The 18227-nt window shown below is 36.4% G+C and carries 13 protein-coding genes; 10 read left to right on the forward strand and 3 right to left on the reverse strand.

Going from position 1 to position 18227, the window contains the following annotated elements; all coding sequences use genetic code 11:
• The 10 genes from BW951_RS23190 to BW951_RS18045 all read left to right on the forward strand — a co-directional run bounded on the left by BW951_RS23190 (position 1) and on the right by BW951_RS18045 (position 14352).
• Entirely contained in the window at positions 1–330 is a 330-nt protein-coding gene (locus BW951_RS23190) for a DUF6660 family protein (protein ID WP_072410597.1), read from the forward strand.
• Between the two features lie 159 nt (positions 331–489).
• A complete protein-coding gene (locus tag BW951_RS18005; RefSeq protein WP_072410604.1) occupies positions 490–4854 on the forward strand; it encodes a CusA/CzcA family heavy metal efflux RND transporter in 4365 nt (1454 codons plus the stop codon).
• 1 nt (position 4855) lies between these two features.
• Complete coding sequence (locus BW951_RS18010) at positions 4856–6130, forward strand: efflux RND transporter periplasmic adaptor subunit (protein ID WP_028123472.1); 1275 nt, start codon at positions 4856–4858, stop codon at positions 6128–6130.
• A gap of 125 nt (positions 6131–6255) precedes the next feature.
• Entirely contained in the window at positions 6256–7134 is an 879-nt protein-coding gene (locus BW951_RS18015; protein ID WP_028123473.1) for a bestrophin family protein, read from the forward strand.
• A gap of 26 nt (positions 7135–7160) precedes the next feature.
• Positions 7161–8057 (forward strand): cation diffusion facilitator family transporter, encoded by an 897-nt coding sequence (locus BW951_RS18020; protein ID WP_072410598.1) that lies wholly within the window; start codon positions 7161–7163, stop codon positions 8055–8057.
• A gap of 374 nt (positions 8058–8431) precedes the next feature.
• The gene (locus BW951_RS18025) at positions 8432–10162 is read left to right on the forward strand and encodes an LTA synthase family protein (protein ID WP_228400877.1); all 1731 of its coding nucleotides are present in this window, start codon (positions 8432–8434) and stop codon (positions 10160–10162) included.
• 11 nt (positions 10163–10173) lie between these two features.
• Positions 10174–10635 carry an MgtC/SapB family protein gene (locus BW951_RS18030; protein ID WP_034975913.1) on the forward strand — a complete coding sequence of 154 codons (462 nt, stop codon included), beginning with the start codon at positions 10174–10176 and terminating at the stop codon, positions 10633–10635.
• A 27-nt stretch (positions 10636–10662) separates the two neighbouring features.
• Positions 10663–12711, forward strand: a complete 2049-nt coding sequence (locus BW951_RS18035) for a heavy metal translocating P-type ATPase (RefSeq protein WP_040995614.1) — start codon at positions 10663–10665, stop codon at positions 12709–12711.
• 210 nt (positions 12712–12921) lie between these two features.
• Positions 12922–13713, forward strand: a complete 792-nt coding sequence (locus tag BW951_RS18040) for a phosphatase PAP2 family protein (protein WP_034975909.1) — start codon at positions 12922–12924, stop codon at positions 13711–13713.
• A 444-nt stretch (positions 13714–14157) separates the two neighbouring features.
• Positions 14158–14352, forward strand: a complete 195-nt coding sequence (locus BW951_RS18045) for a hypothetical protein (RefSeq protein ID WP_034975906.1) — start codon at positions 14158–14160, stop codon at positions 14350–14352.
• Between the two features lie 285 nt (positions 14353–14637).
• On the opposite strand, the gene BW951_RS18050 is transcribed toward BW951_RS18045, so the two are convergent.
• From BW951_RS18050 to BW951_RS18060, 3 genes are read right to left on the reverse strand one after another with little or no spacing between them, the layout of a single operon-like run.
• The gene (locus BW951_RS18050) at positions 14638–15858 is read right to left on the reverse strand and encodes a hypothetical protein (RefSeq protein WP_034975904.1); all 1221 of its coding nucleotides are present in this window, start codon (positions 15856–15858) and stop codon (positions 14638–14640) included.
• Entirely contained in the window at positions 15855–16301 is a 447-nt protein-coding gene (locus BW951_RS18055; protein ID WP_051879933.1) for a QcrA and Rieske domain-containing protein, read from the reverse strand. The genes BW951_RS18050 and BW951_RS18055 overlap by 4 nt, the downstream gene beginning before the upstream one ends.
• 2 nt (positions 16302–16303) lie before the next feature.
• A complete protein-coding gene (locus tag BW951_RS18060; RefSeq protein ID WP_072410600.1) occupies positions 16304–17506 on the reverse strand; it encodes a di-heme oxidoredictase family protein in 1203 nt (400 codons plus the stop codon).
• Positions 17507–18227 lie beyond the last annotated feature (721 nt).

Consider the following 18227-nt stretch of genomic DNA (forward strand, 5'->3'; position numbering starts at 1 on the left):
ATGAATTTTCTAAGATTGCTTTTTACAGTCTACTTCATGGCATTATCATTAATGCCATGCATGGATGTTGCAAAAGCGCAATCAAAAAATGAAAATGTATCATATTCCTATATAAAATCTGAGCAAAACGATGCTCATTCAAAAACAGATTCTTGTTCTCCTTTTTGTTATTGTAATTGCTGCAGAATCAGCGTTACTTCGCTCAAAATAAATCCTGTTTTAGAATATCGTAAACAGATAAAAGAGTACTATTCTAAAAAAATTCTTTTCATAAAGAATGACTTTGCATATTTGGTGTACGATCAGATATGGCAACCTCCTAAAATATAATTTTTGTTAATCAGACGGAAGAATTGTCTTTCGTCAAAACAGTTATGGAAACATTGCAATAGCATTGCGTTGTATTCTTACTCATTTTTGTCGCTCGATTTTTAGAACAAATAGTTGTTCCAAAAGGTAGTTGTGACATTCAATAAAAATTATATTCTCATGTTAGATAAAATCATAAGATTTAGCATCAAGAACAAGATTGTCATTGGTATAATGACCTTGTTGTTGATTATTTGGGGAGTTTGGAGCGCAACCAAACTTCCGATCGATGCCACACCCGACATCACCAACAATCAGGTTCAAATAATCACGGTATGTCCTACTTTGGCCGGTCAGGAAGTTGAACAGTTGGTGACATTCCCTATAGAACAGAGTATTGCTAATGTTCCTGATATTGAGGAGACCAGAAGTATTTCACGATTCGGTTTGTCTGTAATCACTGTTGTATTTAAAGAAGAGGTTGACGTTTATTTTGCCCGCCAATTGATCAGTGAAAAGCTGAAGCAGGCTGCTGAAGAAATTCCAAAAGGAATTGGCACACCAGAGTTGGCTCCGGTAAGTACAGGACTTGGGGAAGTATATCAATACATCCTTCATCCAAAGAAAGGAAGTGAGAAAAAATACGATTCCAAAGAACTTCGTACAATGCAGGACTGGATCGTTCGAAGACAGCTTAATGGTACTCCCGGAGTTGCAGAGATTAACAGCTTCGGAGGACAGCTAAAACAATATGAGGTCGCTGTTAACCCTGATCGTCTACGAGCGATGGGAGTTAGTATTTCTGATATTTTTGCAGCTCTTGAAAAAAATAATCAGAACACAGGCGGAGCCTACATTGACAAAAAGCCTAATGCTTATTTTATCCGTGGAATTGGACTTGTGACCTCTCTTGAAGATGTTGGGAATGTTGTAGTTAAAAATGAAACAGGGAGTGTGCCTATATTCATTAAAGATGTTGCTGAGGTTCGTTTGGGAAGTGCGGTTCGATATGGTGCCATGACATTTAATGGTGAGGTGGATGCTGTAGGTGGAGTGGTGATGATGCTTAAAGGTGCTAATAGTAATGAGGTAGTGCAATTAATCAAAGAAAAAATACCAACTATTCAAAAATCTTTACCTACTGATGTGATTATTGAGCCTTATTTAGACAGAACTAATCTAGTTGGCAGAGCTATTGATACTGTCGAGAAAAATCTTATCGAAGGAGCGTTGATAGTGATTTTTGTGCTGGTAGTATTTCTCGGTAATTTACGAGCCGGTCTTATTGTGGCATCTGCCATTCCGTTGTCCTTACTCTTTGCTTTGGGAATGATGAACGTTTTCGGAGTAAGTGCCAACTTAATGAGTTTAGGGGCGATTGATTTTGGATTAATTGTCGACGGAGCTGTTATTATTGTTGAAGCGACTCTTCATCACTTAGGATTGCGGAAAACAACACGTCTTCTTACCCAGTCTGAGATGGATGAAGAGGTATTTCTTTCAGCTTCTAAAATCAGAAGCAGCGCAGCATTTGGGGAGATTATTATTTTGATTGTCTACATTCCTATTTTAACGTTAGTAGGTGTTGAGGGTAAGATGTTTACTCCGATGGCTAAAACTGTAGGTTTTGCAATCTTTGGTGCATTGATATTATCATTGACCTATATTCCAATGATGAGTGCACTTTTTTTATCGAAGAAAATCTCGCATAAAGAAAATTTCTCAGATAAAATGATGAACCGACTCCAAAAAATCTATCAACCTCTACTAGAGAAAGCTTTAAAAGTAAAATATTGGTTAGTAAGTGTTACTGTTGCATTATTTGCAGTTTCATTATTTATATTTGGAAGAATGGGGGGCGAGTTTATCCCTCAACTCCAAGAAGGTGATTTTGCTTTTCACTGTATTCTTCCACAGGGAAGTTCATTAAGTCAGAGTATTGAAACCTCTATGCAGGCCTCCAGGCTGATCAAGCAGTTTGACGAAGTTAAAATGGTTGTAGGGAAGACCGGTGCTGCTGAAGTGCCTACTGATCCAATGCCTCCTGAAGCTACTGATATGATGGTGATCTTAAAACCGCAAAGTGAATGGAAAACAAAAAAATCATATGATGAATTAGCAGATGAGATCTCTGAAAAGCTTGAAGCTATTCCCGGGGTATTTTTCGAAAAAAATCAACCGATCCAGATGCGTTTCAATGAGTTGATGACAGGAATCAGACAAGATGTAGCGGTTAAAATTTTCGGTGAAAATTTAGATTCTTTAGCGATATATGCGGATAAAACAGCAAAAATTATTCAGTCTGTTAATGGTGCGAGTGCTCCACAGATCGAACGTGTTAGTGGTCTTCCGCAAATTAATGTTGAATATGACCGCACAAGAATGGCTAATTACGGGCTGAATATTGAAGACGTAAATACTGCTGTAAGTACTGCTTTTGCAGGTCAGGCTGCAGGTCAGGTATTTGAGAATGAAAGAAGGTTTGATCTGGTGGTTCGTTTGGATAGTTTACATAGAACCAGTATTGATGATGTCAACAATCTGATGGTGTCTACGAAGACAGGAATACAGATCCCGCTTTCACAGGTGTCCAATATCAATTATAAACTTGGCCCCGCACAGATTAGTCGTGAGGCAGGTAAAAGGAGAATCGTCATTGGTTTTAACGTAAAAGGCCGAGATGTAGAAAGTGTAGTAGAAGAAATCCAGCAGAAGCTTAATAAAGAAAAATTACCATCAGGATATTATTATACATATGGCGGACAATTTGAGAATCTTAAAGCTGCCAGTAAACGACTGACCATTGCTGTACCTGTATCATTATTTTTGATCTTTATGCTGTTATATTTTACTTTTGGTTCGCTAAAGCAGGCTGCCTTGATCTTTACGGCAATTCCAATGAGTGCTATCGGCGGTATATTCGCGTTAATGCTTCGCGGTATGCCTTTTAGTATCAGCGCGGGAATTGGGTTTATTGCATTATTTGGTGTAGCGGTACTTAATGGTATTGTGTTGATCGGAACATTTAACGAGTTAGAGAAGGAAGGTGAAACCAATATTTTAAAACGTGTGATGGAAGGAACTAAAACTCGTCTGAGACCTGTTTTAATGACAGCCACAGTCGCATCATTAGGATTTTTACCTATGGCAATTTCAACCGGAGCCGGGGCAGAAGTTCAGAAACCTTTGGCGACCGTTGTAATCGGGGGACTGGTTACAGCAACTTTCTTGACTCTTTTTGTTTTACCGATGTTATACATTATCTTCAGTACTAAACTAAAAATCAAAAAGCCTTCAGGTAATAAGCCACTGACAGCGGTTTTAGTTTTAGGTTTTTTATTCATTGGACAGACCTTTAACGCACAACAAGGTACCCCTGTTACAGTTGAGGAAGCTACGAGCATCGCATTGACCAACAATAATTTAATGCGGTCGAAAGATTTGGATATTAAAGTAACAGAGGCACTGAAACCTACTGCTAAAGAACTTCCAAAAATGAGTTTAGATGCTCAGTTAGGCCAATACAACAGTAAAAAATTCGATCAATCTTTTTCTATATCTCAAAGTATTCCGTTTCCAACATTGTTTAAAGCAAGAAGAGAACTTATCGCTGAACAGATCAAAGGAAAGCAGATCAATAAGGAGATTTCGGTCAACGAACTTGCAAGACAGGTTAGGACCTATTACTATCAGATCGAATATCTGCAATTTAACCAGTCAAAATTAAAAAATCTGGATAGTTTATATCAGGATTTTATAAGAATTGCTACGGTCAGATTTAAATCAGGAGATATTAAAAAGATAGAGATCAATACTGCAGAAACTCAGAAAGGGGAGATCAATTTGTTGTTGAAGCAAAATGAAGTTTATTTGAATAATGCATACAAAAACTTAAAAACCTTATTGAATACTTCGGGAGACATCTCGGTTCCTTATAACACAAATTATGAGCCCCTGAAAGCTAATTATGTATTTGACAGCGCGTCAATAGCGAATCATCCAACAGTAAGGTCTTACTATCAGGAGATGACCATAGCAGAAAAAAATAAAAACGTTGAAAGGTCTCTGGGCCTACCTGATTTCAGTATAGGTTACACCAATCAGTCTTTAATCGGTACCCAGACGATCAATGGTATGGATCGGAATTTTAATGCGGGAAATAGATTTCACGCAGCAACTATTGGCGTTACGATTCCCCTGACTTTCGGTGCTACAAAAGCGAGAATGCAATCTTGGGAGTTCCAAAAGCAAGTAGCGGAATCTAATGCAAAATTACAGCAAAAACAGCTGGAAGCGCAACTGGAAAACGCTTTGAATCAATATCAGCAGGATGTAGAGCAATATAATTATTATATTAATCAGGCTATACCCAATGCTGAGAAAATAGCTAAAGCCGGACAATTGGGATATAAAACAGGAGAAATTTCCTACGTTGAATATCTTTTTGCGCTTCAGACTTCTACCAATATTCAATTAAAGTATCTCGAATCGATTCAACAGGTTAATCAATCTGTTATTACCATTAATTCTATCATAAACAAATAAAATGAAAATTAAATATAATATAGTATCTACGCTGTTAATTTCTTTTTTAGTCTTAAGCTGTGGAAAAAAAGAAGCCTCTGAGGAAACGGAAGTAAAAGCAAAAACCGAACAGGTAGAGGAGGCTCATGAAGAGGCACCGCAAACGATCGCGGCATTAACAGAAGAACAAATGAAAGCAGTCGGAATCTCCTTAGGTAAAATTGAGATGAAAGATCTGACCTCACTTGTTAAAGCCAATGGTGTATTGAGTGTTCCCAACAATAGAAAAGCTACCGTTACCTCTCTGTATGGTGGGGTGATTAAGACATTAAATGTACAGATAGGAGATCATGTGAGGAAAGGGCAGGTAATTGCATCAATCAATAATCCCGAGTATATTCAGCTTCAGGAGCAATATCTTACAGTGAACAGCAGGATCGCGTTTGCTGAACAGGAATATAGAAGGCAACGTGAACTATTTGATAATGATGCCGGAGCAAAAAAGAATCTGCAAAGCTCTGATGCTGAATTAAAAAGTTTAAGAACCCAAAGATCATCACTACAGAGACAGCTCCAGCTTATGGGGATCAGCCCGGGTAAAGTAAGCAATGGTAATCTACGATCTGGGTTGGTTATAACTTCACCGATCAGTGGAACCGTAAGCAGTATCAATGCGCAGATTGGAAGTTATGTTGATGTGGCATCACCAGTTCTTGATATTATTGATAATAGTTCTATCCATTTAGATCTTCAGGTTTTTGAAAAGGATCTACCTAAAATGAAAGTTGGACAAACTGTACAGTTTAAGCTGACCAATAATCCGGAAACTTTGTATAACGCTACCGTATTTAGTATCGGGTCGTCATTCGAAAATGAGAGTAAAACGATCTCTGTACATGCGAGTGTTACAGGAAATAAAGTGGGGTTGATCGATGGGATGAATGTTACCGGAATGGTAAGCCTTGGAAACTCAAGCACCGCTGCCGTTCCTGATGAAGCAATCGTGGAAGCTGACGGTAAATTCTATGTTTTCATACAGACTTCTAAAAAGCCTGAAGAACATGCTGAAGAGGAAGAAGGGGGTGAGAAAGAGGAAGGTACAAAAGAGGCAGCGCATACCAAGAATCAAGGAAAAACATTGAATTTTGAGAAAATAGAAATTGTTAAAGGTTCTTCAGATCTAGGTTATACTGCAATCACTCCAGTGACCAAAATTGCACCTGATACAAACATTGTGGTAAAAGGTGCATTCTTCGTCAATGCTAAATTATCTAATTCAGGAGGGCATGAAGATTAGATTTATTATTACGAAAGCCTTTATATAAAAGTTTCAGCTGTAATAAAAAATAACATTATGCTACGAATCGAATTAAATCGTGAACTACGTATCATAATGTTATATCAAATCTATAAACAAAAGTTATGTTACTAAACAAGAAAATTTCAATCTGGTATTTTATTGATCAAATTAAAAGCCAAATATTACTGATTGTTATACTTGCTGTAGGTATAGGTTTGTTGGATCTGCATCCTATTTTCAAAAAAATATCAATTCCATTAAGCATTCCCGCAATTTTAGGAACTGCTGTATCACTGCTACTTGCATTTAGGACGGCGCAGTCATACGAGAGATGGTGGGAAGCAAGAACCGTTTGGGGTGCTATTGTTAATGATTCCAGGTCTCTTATCCGATTAATTATTCAGTTCATTCCTCAGGATAGTGCGGACGTTAAAATATTTGCAGAAAGACAAATCGTATGGGTCTATGCGTTAGGCGAAGCATTAAGAAAACAGCCTTTTTCCGGTAAAGTAGGGGAGTATTTGAATATGCATCAGATTAACGCTGTTAATATACCCAATGCAATTTTGGATGAACATTCTTATCACTTAAGACAAATAGCCGAAAAAGGATTGGTATCAGATTTCAAGGAGGTTCAGCTTAACGAAGTTCTCATGAGGCTGTGTGACAATATGGGAAAATGTGAAAGATTGAAAAATACGGTATTTCCACGTGCCTATAGTATTTTACTGCATACTCTTATATATGTTTTTGCTTTTATACTCCCTTTCGGATTGGAAGATTCCCAGCTCACCTTGGAAATTATTACAACGATCACTATTCCTCTGCTATTTATAGCCATTGAGAAAACAGCAATCATCATGCAGGATCCTTTCGAGAATACTCCTGTGGATACGCCAATGACATCTATTGCACAAACTATAGAAATCAATATTTTACAGATGATCAAAGAAAATGATATTCCTGTTAAAAAAGAAAATAATACTTACTTCGAAATGTAGAGTCAATCTAGTAAATACATAAAATTATGAGCGACACAAATAAACAGACTGGATCTGCATCAAGCAGACATAAGAAAAATTTACTCATCGTCCTAGCACTAAGTGGTACTTATCTTATTGCTGAAGTCATTGGAGGAATTGCAACAAAAAGTCTTGCATTGCTTGCGGATGCTGCTCACATGCTAACAGATGTTGTCGGTTTACTCCTAGCATTTATTGCAATCAAAATTGGTGAGAGAAAGGCTAGTCCTGAAAAAACATTTGGGTACTATCGCACAGAGATTTTGGCTGCTGTGATTAATGCTGTTGTGCTATTGGGTATCTCATTATTTGTTTTATATGAGGCATTTCAAAGATTTAAAAATCCTCCTGAAGTGCAAAGTGGCTCCATGATGATCGTTGCAGGAATTGGTTTTGTGGTCAATATCATCGGTATCCTTATCATAAGAAAGGACTCCAATGAAAGTCTTAATATGAAAGGTGCTTATTTTGAGGTCTTGTCGGATATGCTGACATCCGTAGGAGTAATGATCGCAGGTGTGATAATGCTGACAACACAATGGTATTACGCAGATCCGATCATTTCTGCGGCAATAGGTCTATTAATCATTCCCAGAACCTTAAAGTTGCTTATGGAAGCGGTTAATGTCTTATTGGAAGGTACACCGAAAGATGTAGATATCAGCAAGCTTAGAGCATCACTGGAAGAACTCCCGGAAATCAAGGGACTCCACGATCTTCATGTTTGGTCTCTTACGTCAGGCGTTAATGCCATGAGTGCTCATGTGATTGCAGATGAAAATAAAAATCGCAACGAAATCCTGAAAATATTAACAGACAAAGTGACAACAGATTTTAAAATAACCCACACCACTTTTCAAATCGAATATGAAGGCTATGATGAAAGTGTAATACACTTATAGATGAACGGTAAAAATAGATTGATAATAAATAAAATCTAATGGTTAGTTCTCTATCACATAAAATTGATTTCAAAGGATAATAATGTTTTAATCACTTATAAAACTTGTTTATGAGACTAATTAAAATTAAGAGAAGCACTTATAGCCTGCTCACTAATTTTTTCTTATTATACATGATCTTGTCCTTTTTTCTTAGGATAGGGCTTTCTGTGGCCAGCATTCAAAAAGCTGATCTTAGTTTTATTTCATTGTTGAAAGTATTTGCTATGGGATTTTTGTTTGATATTGGTGTAGGGGTATTTTTTGTGCTACCATACAGCCTATATCTGCTTTTGTTTCCCCAGAAATATAATAATTCGCTTTTCAATAGAGCTATGACTTTTTTTTGTTTTACTGTAGCTGTGCTTATATTGTTGTTTTCATTTTTTGCTGAAGTAACATTCTGGCAGGAATTTGAAAGTCGGTTTAATTTTATTGCAGTTGATTATTTGGTTTATACCTATGAAGTAATCAATAATATTAATGAATCATATCCTTTGCCATTGCTCATTACAGCCATGTTACTAATGACCTCTTTGGTATTTTTACTTTTCTATAAGAGGCATTATTTCACAGATAATTTTGAAGGCAGTACACCTTTTATACAGCGATTCACTATTTTTTTAGGATTGCTTTTTATTTCAGTCTTCTACACATTTTTTATTGACAACAGTTTAGCAGAGAGCAGTGAGAACAGGTATAGGAATGAGTTGTCAAAATCAGGAATCTATTCTTTTTTTTCAGCTTATAAAAATAACGAGATCAATTATGAGCACTTCTACACACTCATCGATAATAGAGAGGCGTTTAATATTGTGAGAACTGATCTGCAGGAAACTGACTCACATTATGTATCAAAAGATTTCTCAATTGTACGTAACATTAAGGGAGATGACTCCTCTGAGAAGCCCAATGTTATTATGATCACATTGGAAAGTTTCAGTGCAGACTTTATGAAAACATTTGGCAACAATCAGAATCTGACACCTACGTTGGACTCATTGGCGAATCGAAGCATTTTATTTACCAATATGTATGCTACCGGAACAAGAACCGTGCGAGGAATGGAGGCACTTTCACTTGCCGTTCCGCCTACACCGGGGAATAGTATTGTTCGTAGGAAAGACAACGATAATCTGACCACTGTAGGATCTATCTTCGGTCAAAAGGGATATGATACTTCATTCTTATATGGTGGTGATGGATATTTTGATAATATGAATAATTATTTCGGTAATAATGGATACACAATTGTTGACAGGAAAAGAAATTCTTTTGTAGGGGAAGATTATCAGTCTCCAAGAATACCAATAGAAGACAATGAGGTCACTTTTGAAAATGCCTGGGGTATTAGTGATGAAAATCTTTATGATCAGGTGATAAAGCAAGCAGATCAAAAATTTGCAGCGGGGAAACCTTTTTACGATTTTGTAATGAACACTTCCAATCATCGTCCTTATACATATCCTGAAGGAAAGATTGATATTCCCTCGGGATCGGGAAGGGAAGGCGCCGTGAAATACACAGATTATGCGATCGGTCAGTTTTTTAAAAAGATAAAGAATAAATCCTGGTACAAAAATACCATTGTTATAATTGTTGCAGATCATTGTGCCAGCAGTGCGGGCAAGAACGATATCGATGTCGCAAAATACCATATCCCTGCAATGATTGTCAACCTGAACGACAACGAACCATTCAGAATTGAAAAAATGTGCTCTCAGATCGATTTGTATCCAACACTTTTCGCACTTTTAGGTTGGACATATCAGAGTAATCTTTATGGTAAAAATGTTTTAGGCGAAAGCTATATTCCAAGAATATTTGTAAGTACCTATCAGAAACTTGGATATATGGAAAACAACAAATTGGTTATTCTAGGTCCACAGCAAAAAACAGAGACGTATTTGTATGACAAGGAGAAAAATAAACAAAATCCAGAGATGCTGTCTGAACAGTATGTAAAAAAAGCGATAGCAAATTATCAGTCGGCCTACTATCTTTTCAAGAATGAAGGATTAAAACAGAAGCGGATTAAAAAGGGAAATATAACCACAACTAGATAAAGTGATATAAAATGGATCTAAAATTTGAACTTTTACTTGCCGGAAAATTATTATTAGCACTGTTTTTTGGCGCGATAATAGGTTTCGAAAGAGAAACTGCCCATAAAGATGCAGGGGTTCGCACTTTTGGCGTTCTCTGTATGGCTTCTTGCTTATTTGTGGCAGTTGCCTCGCATCTTACAGATGATAAATCTGCAATAGCGAGAATGTTGGCGGCGATACCTGCCGGTTTAGGATTTATCGGAGCTGGACTGGCATTTAAAGATAGTTCCAAAAGCATGCAGGGGCTTACAACATCCACTGCTTTATGGGCTGCATCGGCAATAGGATCTGCCCTTGCACTGAACATGTTTTTGTTATCTTTTTTAGCAACTGTTCTTACCTTGTTCATCTTAAGTATTAACAAATTTGGCTGGTATAAAAAAATTCTAAAAACCGGAAGACAATCAGACCAGGATATATATATAAAGTAACCTAAAAATCATAAAAATAATATTATTATGGAACATAAACACATCTACGACGAAAATGGAAAGCAGCTCTGCTGTACTCCACAGGAAGGCAAAATCTATAAAGATGCTGGAGCCAAAAAATTAGTTGAAGAAGACGGATGCTGCGCTCCAAAGAAGAAAACGGAAGATCATCAACATACAGATGATGATGGACATGATCATGCAGAAACTGATAAAACAGCGTTTCAGATGTTCTTGCCTGCGATTATTTCTTTGGTATTGTTATTAGCAGGCATTGCATTGGACAATTACATTAAGCCTGAATGGTTTAAAGACTGGGTACGTATTGTCTGGTACGGTGTTGCTTATCTACCGGTAGGCCTACCGGTTTTAAAAGAGGCATTTGAAAGTATCAAACAAGGTGATGTGTTTTCAGAATTTTTCCTTATGAGCATTGCAACGATAGGGGCTTTCATTATCGGAGAATTTCCTGAAGGAGTAGCGGTTATGTTGTTCTATGCAGTAGGAGAGGTTTTTCAGACTCTGGCTGTGTCGAGAGCTAAAACCAATATTAAGGCTCTTTTAGATCAACGTCCTGATGAGGTAACGATTATTGAAAATAATCAGCCTAAAAAAATCAAAGCTGCCGAAGCCAAAATCGGGGATACGATTCAGTTAAAATCAGGAGAAAAACTGGCATTGGACGGAGAACTGATCTCCGATTCTGCGTCTTTCAATACCGCAGCGTTAACAGGAGAGAGCAAACCTGATTCTAAAAATAAAGGTGAAACAGTTTTAGCCGGAATGATCAATATGAACAGCGTAGCTTTGATTAAGGTTAATACAGCTTATGAGGATAGCAAACTCAGTAAGATCCTTGAACTGGTACAAAATGCAACAGCTCAAAAAGCTCCGACTGAACTTTTTATCAGAAAATTTGCAAGAATTTACACCCCAATTGTGGTTGCATTAGCTGTTTTGATCTGCTTAGTACCTTATTTCTTTGTTGATGATTATGTTTTCAGAGATTGGTTGTACAGAGCATTGATTTTCTTAGTTATATCTTGTCCGTGTGCATTGGTGATCTCTATCCCGCTTGGCTATTTTGGAGGTATCGGAGCAGCGAGCCGCAATGGTATATTATTTAAAGGAAGCAACTTTTTGGATAAGATCGCTGAGATTCAGAATGTGGTAATGGATAAGACCGGAACTATGACAGAAGGTGTTTTCAAAGTTCAGGACGTTACCATTAAAGAAGGATTTGACAAAGATGAGATTCTCCAATTGGTCAATGTTGTTGAAAGTAAAAGTACCCATCCTGTGGCTACTGCTGTTCACGAGTTTGTAGGAGAGATCAACAATTCGATCAATTTAGAGGATACTGAAGAAATTGCAGGGCATGGGCTTAAAGCGAGAGCTAATGGGAAGGAAATCCTGGTGGGTAATTTTAAACTATTGGATAAATTTAAGATCGGTTATGATGTAGACCCATCCAAAATCGTATATACGGTGATAGCTATCGCATATGATGGAAAATTTGCAGGATTCATTACGATTGCCGACCGAATCAAGGACGATGCAAAGCAAGCAGTTGAAAAACTTCATAGCTTGAATGTAAAAGCGACTATGCTAAGTGGTGACAAGACAACTGTAGTAAAATATGTGGCTGAGCAGATCGGTATTGACAATGCTTTTGGAGACCTGCTTCCGGAAGATAAGGTCAACAAGGTCAAAGAAATCAAAGCAAGAAATGAAAGTGTGGCTTTTGTTGGTGATGGTGTAAATGATGCGCCTGTAGTAGCATTAAGTGATGTTGGAATAGCAATGGGTGGACTTGGCAGCGATGCGACCATCGAAACTGCCGATGTTGTGATCCAGGATGATAAACCATCAAAAATACCTATGGCGATCAATATTGGAAAGAAGACCAAAAGGATCGTCTGGCAGAATATCATTCTTGCCTTTGTTGTAAAAGCCATCGTGCTCGTACTTGGAGCTGGTGGACTGGCTACGATGTGGGAAGCTGTATTTGCTGATGTGGGAGTTGCTTTGATTGCAATACTCAATGCAGTCAGGATTCAAAGAATGAAATTTTAAAAGAGATTATCACAGATAAAAATAGAGCAAATTCTAGTATCCTGTTTCCTTAGGATATTACAATTCTAAGGAAAATTTGCCTCCACTCATATTATTAAGATTGAGTTCCCATAAAAGATGGGAACAGGGAAGTTACATCCAATTTTACGATATAAAATTGAATACTATTAATGTTAGATCCGAACAATAAAAATCAGAAATATAATTTTTATGTGGACTTATGTAAAAAAAAACTCAATACTAATCCTTTTACTGAAATTCTCTCTAAGTATTTATGCTCAGGATAGTTTGTCATTGCAAAAAACTGCTCAACAAGATTCTTTAATAATAAGAGATGATACTTTGGATTATAAAAAACTTATTGTTCCGGTTAGCTTGATATCGGCAGGTGCAATTGGTTTTACAATTCCTGAAATCAAAAAGTTTGATTATGATGTGAGAAGGGAGGTAAACGATCATACATTAAACAATTCAAAATTAGACAACTATACCTTATTTGTACCAGCTGCGCTCGTTTATGGTTTAAACATAGCGGGTGTTCGAGGGAAACATAACTTAAAAGATCGAACGATCATTTTAGCAACATCACAAGCTATCTTATTGGCAATAGTTATTCCTTCAAAATCATTGATCGGCAGGGAGCGGCCTGATCAATCAAATTATATGTCATTTCCCTCAGGTCATGCAGCGATCGCATTTTCAACTGCACAGTTTATGTTCAGAGAATATAGGGACAGCAATTATTGGATCAGTCTGTCAGGATATCCGTTTGCCATTTTTACTAGTGTGTACAGAATCATCAATAATAAGCATTGGGTTACAGATGTCCTGTCTGGTGCTGGTATCGGAATTTTTTCTACTGAGATAGCATATTGGTTATATCCAAAGATCAAAACTTTATTTAAAAGTAAGAATGAAAAAACATTATCTATGATTTCTCCTTATTTCCAGAAGAGTTATCAGCAGAAAAGTTTGGGTTTGAATTACCAGCTATTTTTTTAAATGAGAAATTATGGGATTTAAAAGACGATTTAGGAGACGAATAATCAGGAGGGGAAAGCATCGGCTTGCGTCAGAAGATATATTCTATTTGATAGTTTTTAGTATCCTGATACTATCTCTTATAACATATGGATTTAAGAAATATTTTCATCCTGTCAAAGACCATCATTTTAAATATCATCAAAGTAAAAACTAATCAATCTACTTCCTAAAACGATCAATAGTTAACTATGGACAGATAGAAATAATATTTTTTTAGAGTAATGTTTTAACATATCACGTTTTTAAAGGACATTTAAAATTATTTAGATGTTTGAAGCAATATTGTTTAAAACAATGGAAAGTATTTAAAATCAGTAGATTATAGCTTTGTTTTGGCATCTTATTTGCCTTTCACAAATAACAACATATATAAATTAATATTCACCTTTAAATTAAAATGTTATGAACAGCGAAGATCAAAAAAAAGAGACACACGACCATCCAGAACATCACGAACACAAAGAACATCATCCGCACAAGGAACATCACGAGGGTCCTGAACATGCAGATGAGCCGGAGCATCACGATGAGGCCGAGCATCATCAAGAAAAAGAACATCACGATGAGAAAGAACATCATGATGAGAATAAGAAGTAAATAGCATAGTTCTTATAAATACTGAATTTCAATACTGGAATTCAGTATATTTTTAATAATATAATGTACCGTATTTTAATCTTTCTTCATAAGTGAGCATTTTCAAATATTAATATTTAATTGAGTCGTTATGTATAAAATCTAGATTGAATTCGCTAATTCCAGTAATCCTACGAAACAGTCTTTCTTGCTTTTTGTCCCTTAACAAAAACATAAAGAATATCCACGGAGTATTAACTCAAGAATGACTTTTTGCTCAATCCTAAGATCTGCGGAGGCAAATTATTAGAAATACGTTGAAATACCAAAGCTGAAGCCTACAGTTTTTGCCGCAGGGTTCGCAAAAATGTCTTTCTGTTTCTGAAATCTATAATTAAGTCTAAAAACAGTTTGTGCATTGGGTCTAAAACTGATTGCAGGCATAATACTCCATAAATCTTCTCCAATTTTGCTGTTGTCTTCTCTGAAATGACCTACGTTCCAATCTACATACTCTAAACGGCATGCAAGATTAACGGTTGCTCTTTCCCAATCCAAAATTTTTCTTTTAATTATTGGCTGAACAATGTCTATAAATCCTCCATGCTGCCTGTCTCCATATTGTTGTGTATAAGTTTCCGGGACATCTACTTTAACCCAAGCCCATTCTGCAGTAATTAAAGTTCCAAGGTTTGGAAGTGTATTATTATAATCCAATGCAAATACCCGAACCCTTCTTTTATCGTCAACCTGAAGACCTTCATCCTGAAATTTATTATAGATTCCTCCCATATAAGAGACTCCAAATTCTCCTGCTTTTTCATGTCTTGTGGCAATTTTTGCTGTTAAAAGAGGAACACCGCTGTTAATTTCTTCAAAACGTTCAGGATTACTTTTGGCAGCAGGTAAGTACGTTTTGTTTTGATTATTGTCAATAATTGAATTATCAAAATTTCCTGATAGATATACCTCGTATCCGAACATCCACTCGGCTTTATACATTTTTCCATAAAATCCGAAACCAGCATTACTGAATGTAGCAGGCAACATTTCTGTAGCAGATATAGGACGATCGGTAAACTCCCATTTCGGACCGTCATGATTTTGGTTGAAAGCACCAATTGGATTCATAATAATTCCTCCTCTCAAATTAAGCAAGGGATTAAACTCTACATCAATGGCAGCAAATTCAATATTAATCTCTTTACCTCCTTCTTCTAATTCTATTTCACTCAGAAATTTAATTTTTGAGGAAATTGTAGAAGATACAAAAAGTGTCATCCTACGTAATTGAAATTGATGTCCATCAGATATACCATCAGTGCTGATATGCTGCCAATTGGCTTCCGCATAGCCACCAATAGAGACAGGCACTTTCCCTAATCCTAAGAAGGGACGCTTGTAAACGGCATCCATGTTCAAAGAGCGAGAACTGTCTACAGGTATTCTTTTTAGTAATTCAGAATCTATCTGTGCTGTGGCTTCCTGAAAAATTAAAATTATAATTAGATAGATAATTTTTTTCATACCGGTTTTTTTAAAGAAATTTTCAAAAAATCCGATTCTATGTATACTGGAAATTTTCTTAAGGTCTGATCAGCAGGACCGTTTTGTACTAAACCTTGGTTGGAAAATTCACTACCATGTGCAGGACACTGTAGCTTATCTCCAAATACTTGTAACTGGCTACCCTGATGGGTACATTGCATCCATAATGCTTCATACTCAGTTTCCGAAAAACGAAATACACAAATGGGATATTTGAGAGATTCATTTTGAATAATTACATAGGATAATTTTTTGTCAGGATATTTTGTATCCATAAAATCCTCCAAAGGCAATATGATATAATCGTCTTTAATCGCTCCTGAAATCATTTTATTGCTTATACACCCTGAAAGAATGGGAGGAATTGCAGTAAAGCCTAAACAGACCAAACTGCATTTTTTGAGAAATTCAAGTCTGTCCATAATTATAAGGATTTCAAAAATTTAATAATAGCTTCTTTTTCTTGGACTGGTAATTGAGTGTAATTGGTTCTGCTGGTTGCAGCCTCTCCCCCGTGAAGCTGTATTGCTTCTTCTATACTTTTTGCCCTGCCATCATGCATTAAGAAGTATTGACCGCCTTGTGATTTTGGAGATAAACCTAACCCCCACAGTGCAGGCGTACGCCATTCATAAGTTTTCGCAGTGCCTTCCGTATAGTTGTCATCCAAAGAAGCACCCATATCATGAAGTAATAAGTCTGTGTACGGATAAAACTTTTTATTGGATAATGGTGAAATTGAGGAGGATGAAGTTTTCAGTTCCGGGACATGACATTTATTACAACTTATCTGAGAAAATATAGTCTGACCTTGTTTAATGATACTATTTTCTGCGTCTCGCTGAATAGGTGTTTTCAATGTACGAAGATAAAATACAACATCTGCGATGGTCTTATCAGAAACTTCGGGATCAACATTCATTCCTGAATAAACATCGTGAGGATTAAAAGTTGAAGTAATGCCCATATCTTGATTGTAAGCATTAACGGTTTGTTGTAGTAAACTGTATGTGGATGCCTTTTTACCAAATCTTCCGATATACTTCCCTCCTTTTGTTACAGCAAAGAAGAATGGTGCTTGATATGCCGGAAGATCAATATAATTGGGGACTCCTGAGATGCCATCATTATTTGTATCAAAAGGGTCAGCCATTGCCAAAATATCCATATCAGAAACCAATTCAATAAAACCTAATCCGGTATTGGCAGGCGGAGTAAATTTAGAAAATGTTGCTCCGGGAGGAATTGCTTCCGGAGTATAACCTGGTATCGCCCTATTTTGCAATTGAGGACCACCTAAAAGCAAAAATAAATTTCCTGTTTCGTCAGTCTGTCCAAAACGTATAAGAGTAGTAAAGGGAGTCCCTTTTCCATCACCAGCATGACAGCTTCCACAACTTGTTGCCACGAAGGTTGGACCAAGACCTTTCCCGACCGTGAAGGTTTCATCGTTAAAGGCGATATCCCCTCGCAAAAATTGTTGGTTTTCAGCATATGATAACCCCACAATGGAGCCATCAAGTAATTCACTCTCATCTATCGCTTCAGGCTGAAGTTTATCACAAGCTTGTACGATCAGAAAAAGAAGATAGAAAATTATAATAATAGGTATATATCTCTTGCTCACGTTTTTTTTTCAAATATAATAAAAAGTTAGATTAATCTAACTTTTTATTTCGCTATGTCTAATTATTTTTATGACTGCTGTGCATTTATAGCAAACACTATAAATAAAGATTAGATAATTTGAAACGGAATTTAATCTCAGGATATGTGCTGTTAGGATATTTTTCTTGAAAAACAATAACCTTTATCGCATAGTAAATTAATGTGGATATTGAACAGTCCTAGTGTACAAATTTTAATAGCCAGACGAAACAGTTGGTTGCCAAGTGCTAAGGTTGACCGTCTTAATAGTAGTAGGTAATTATTTTTTGTAAATTATACAATTTTACCATCTAAACTTACCAAAGATAAAAAGGATGATAGTTCATTAATGATTTTTGGTTTGGGGATTTATATCAAAAGCGAAAAATGATTAGGGCAGGGTATATTTGTTATTTGAAAATCTGTGGATTATGGAAGAGATAGAAAAAAGATCTACATTTATTTGTGAAAAATAAAAAAAAACATATCTTTGCACCAGTAAAAACGACGCACTCTATTTTTGTTTATTAAAGTGACCTATTCGGTGACCTAAAAATAAGAGAACGACATAAAGCTTATGGATAGGGAGTTTTTCAAATAAGAACAAGTCCCGTCCGGATCGCAGAAGTTTTCTCAATTTACTTTTAAAACAAAATTGATCCGGTAGTTCAGCTGGTTAGAATGCCGCCCTGTCACGGCGG

Source organism: Chryseobacterium gambrini (assembly GCF_900156825.1).
GTDB classification, from domain to species: domain Bacteria; phylum Bacteroidota; class Bacteroidia; order Flavobacteriales; family Weeksellaceae; genus Chryseobacterium; species Chryseobacterium gambrini.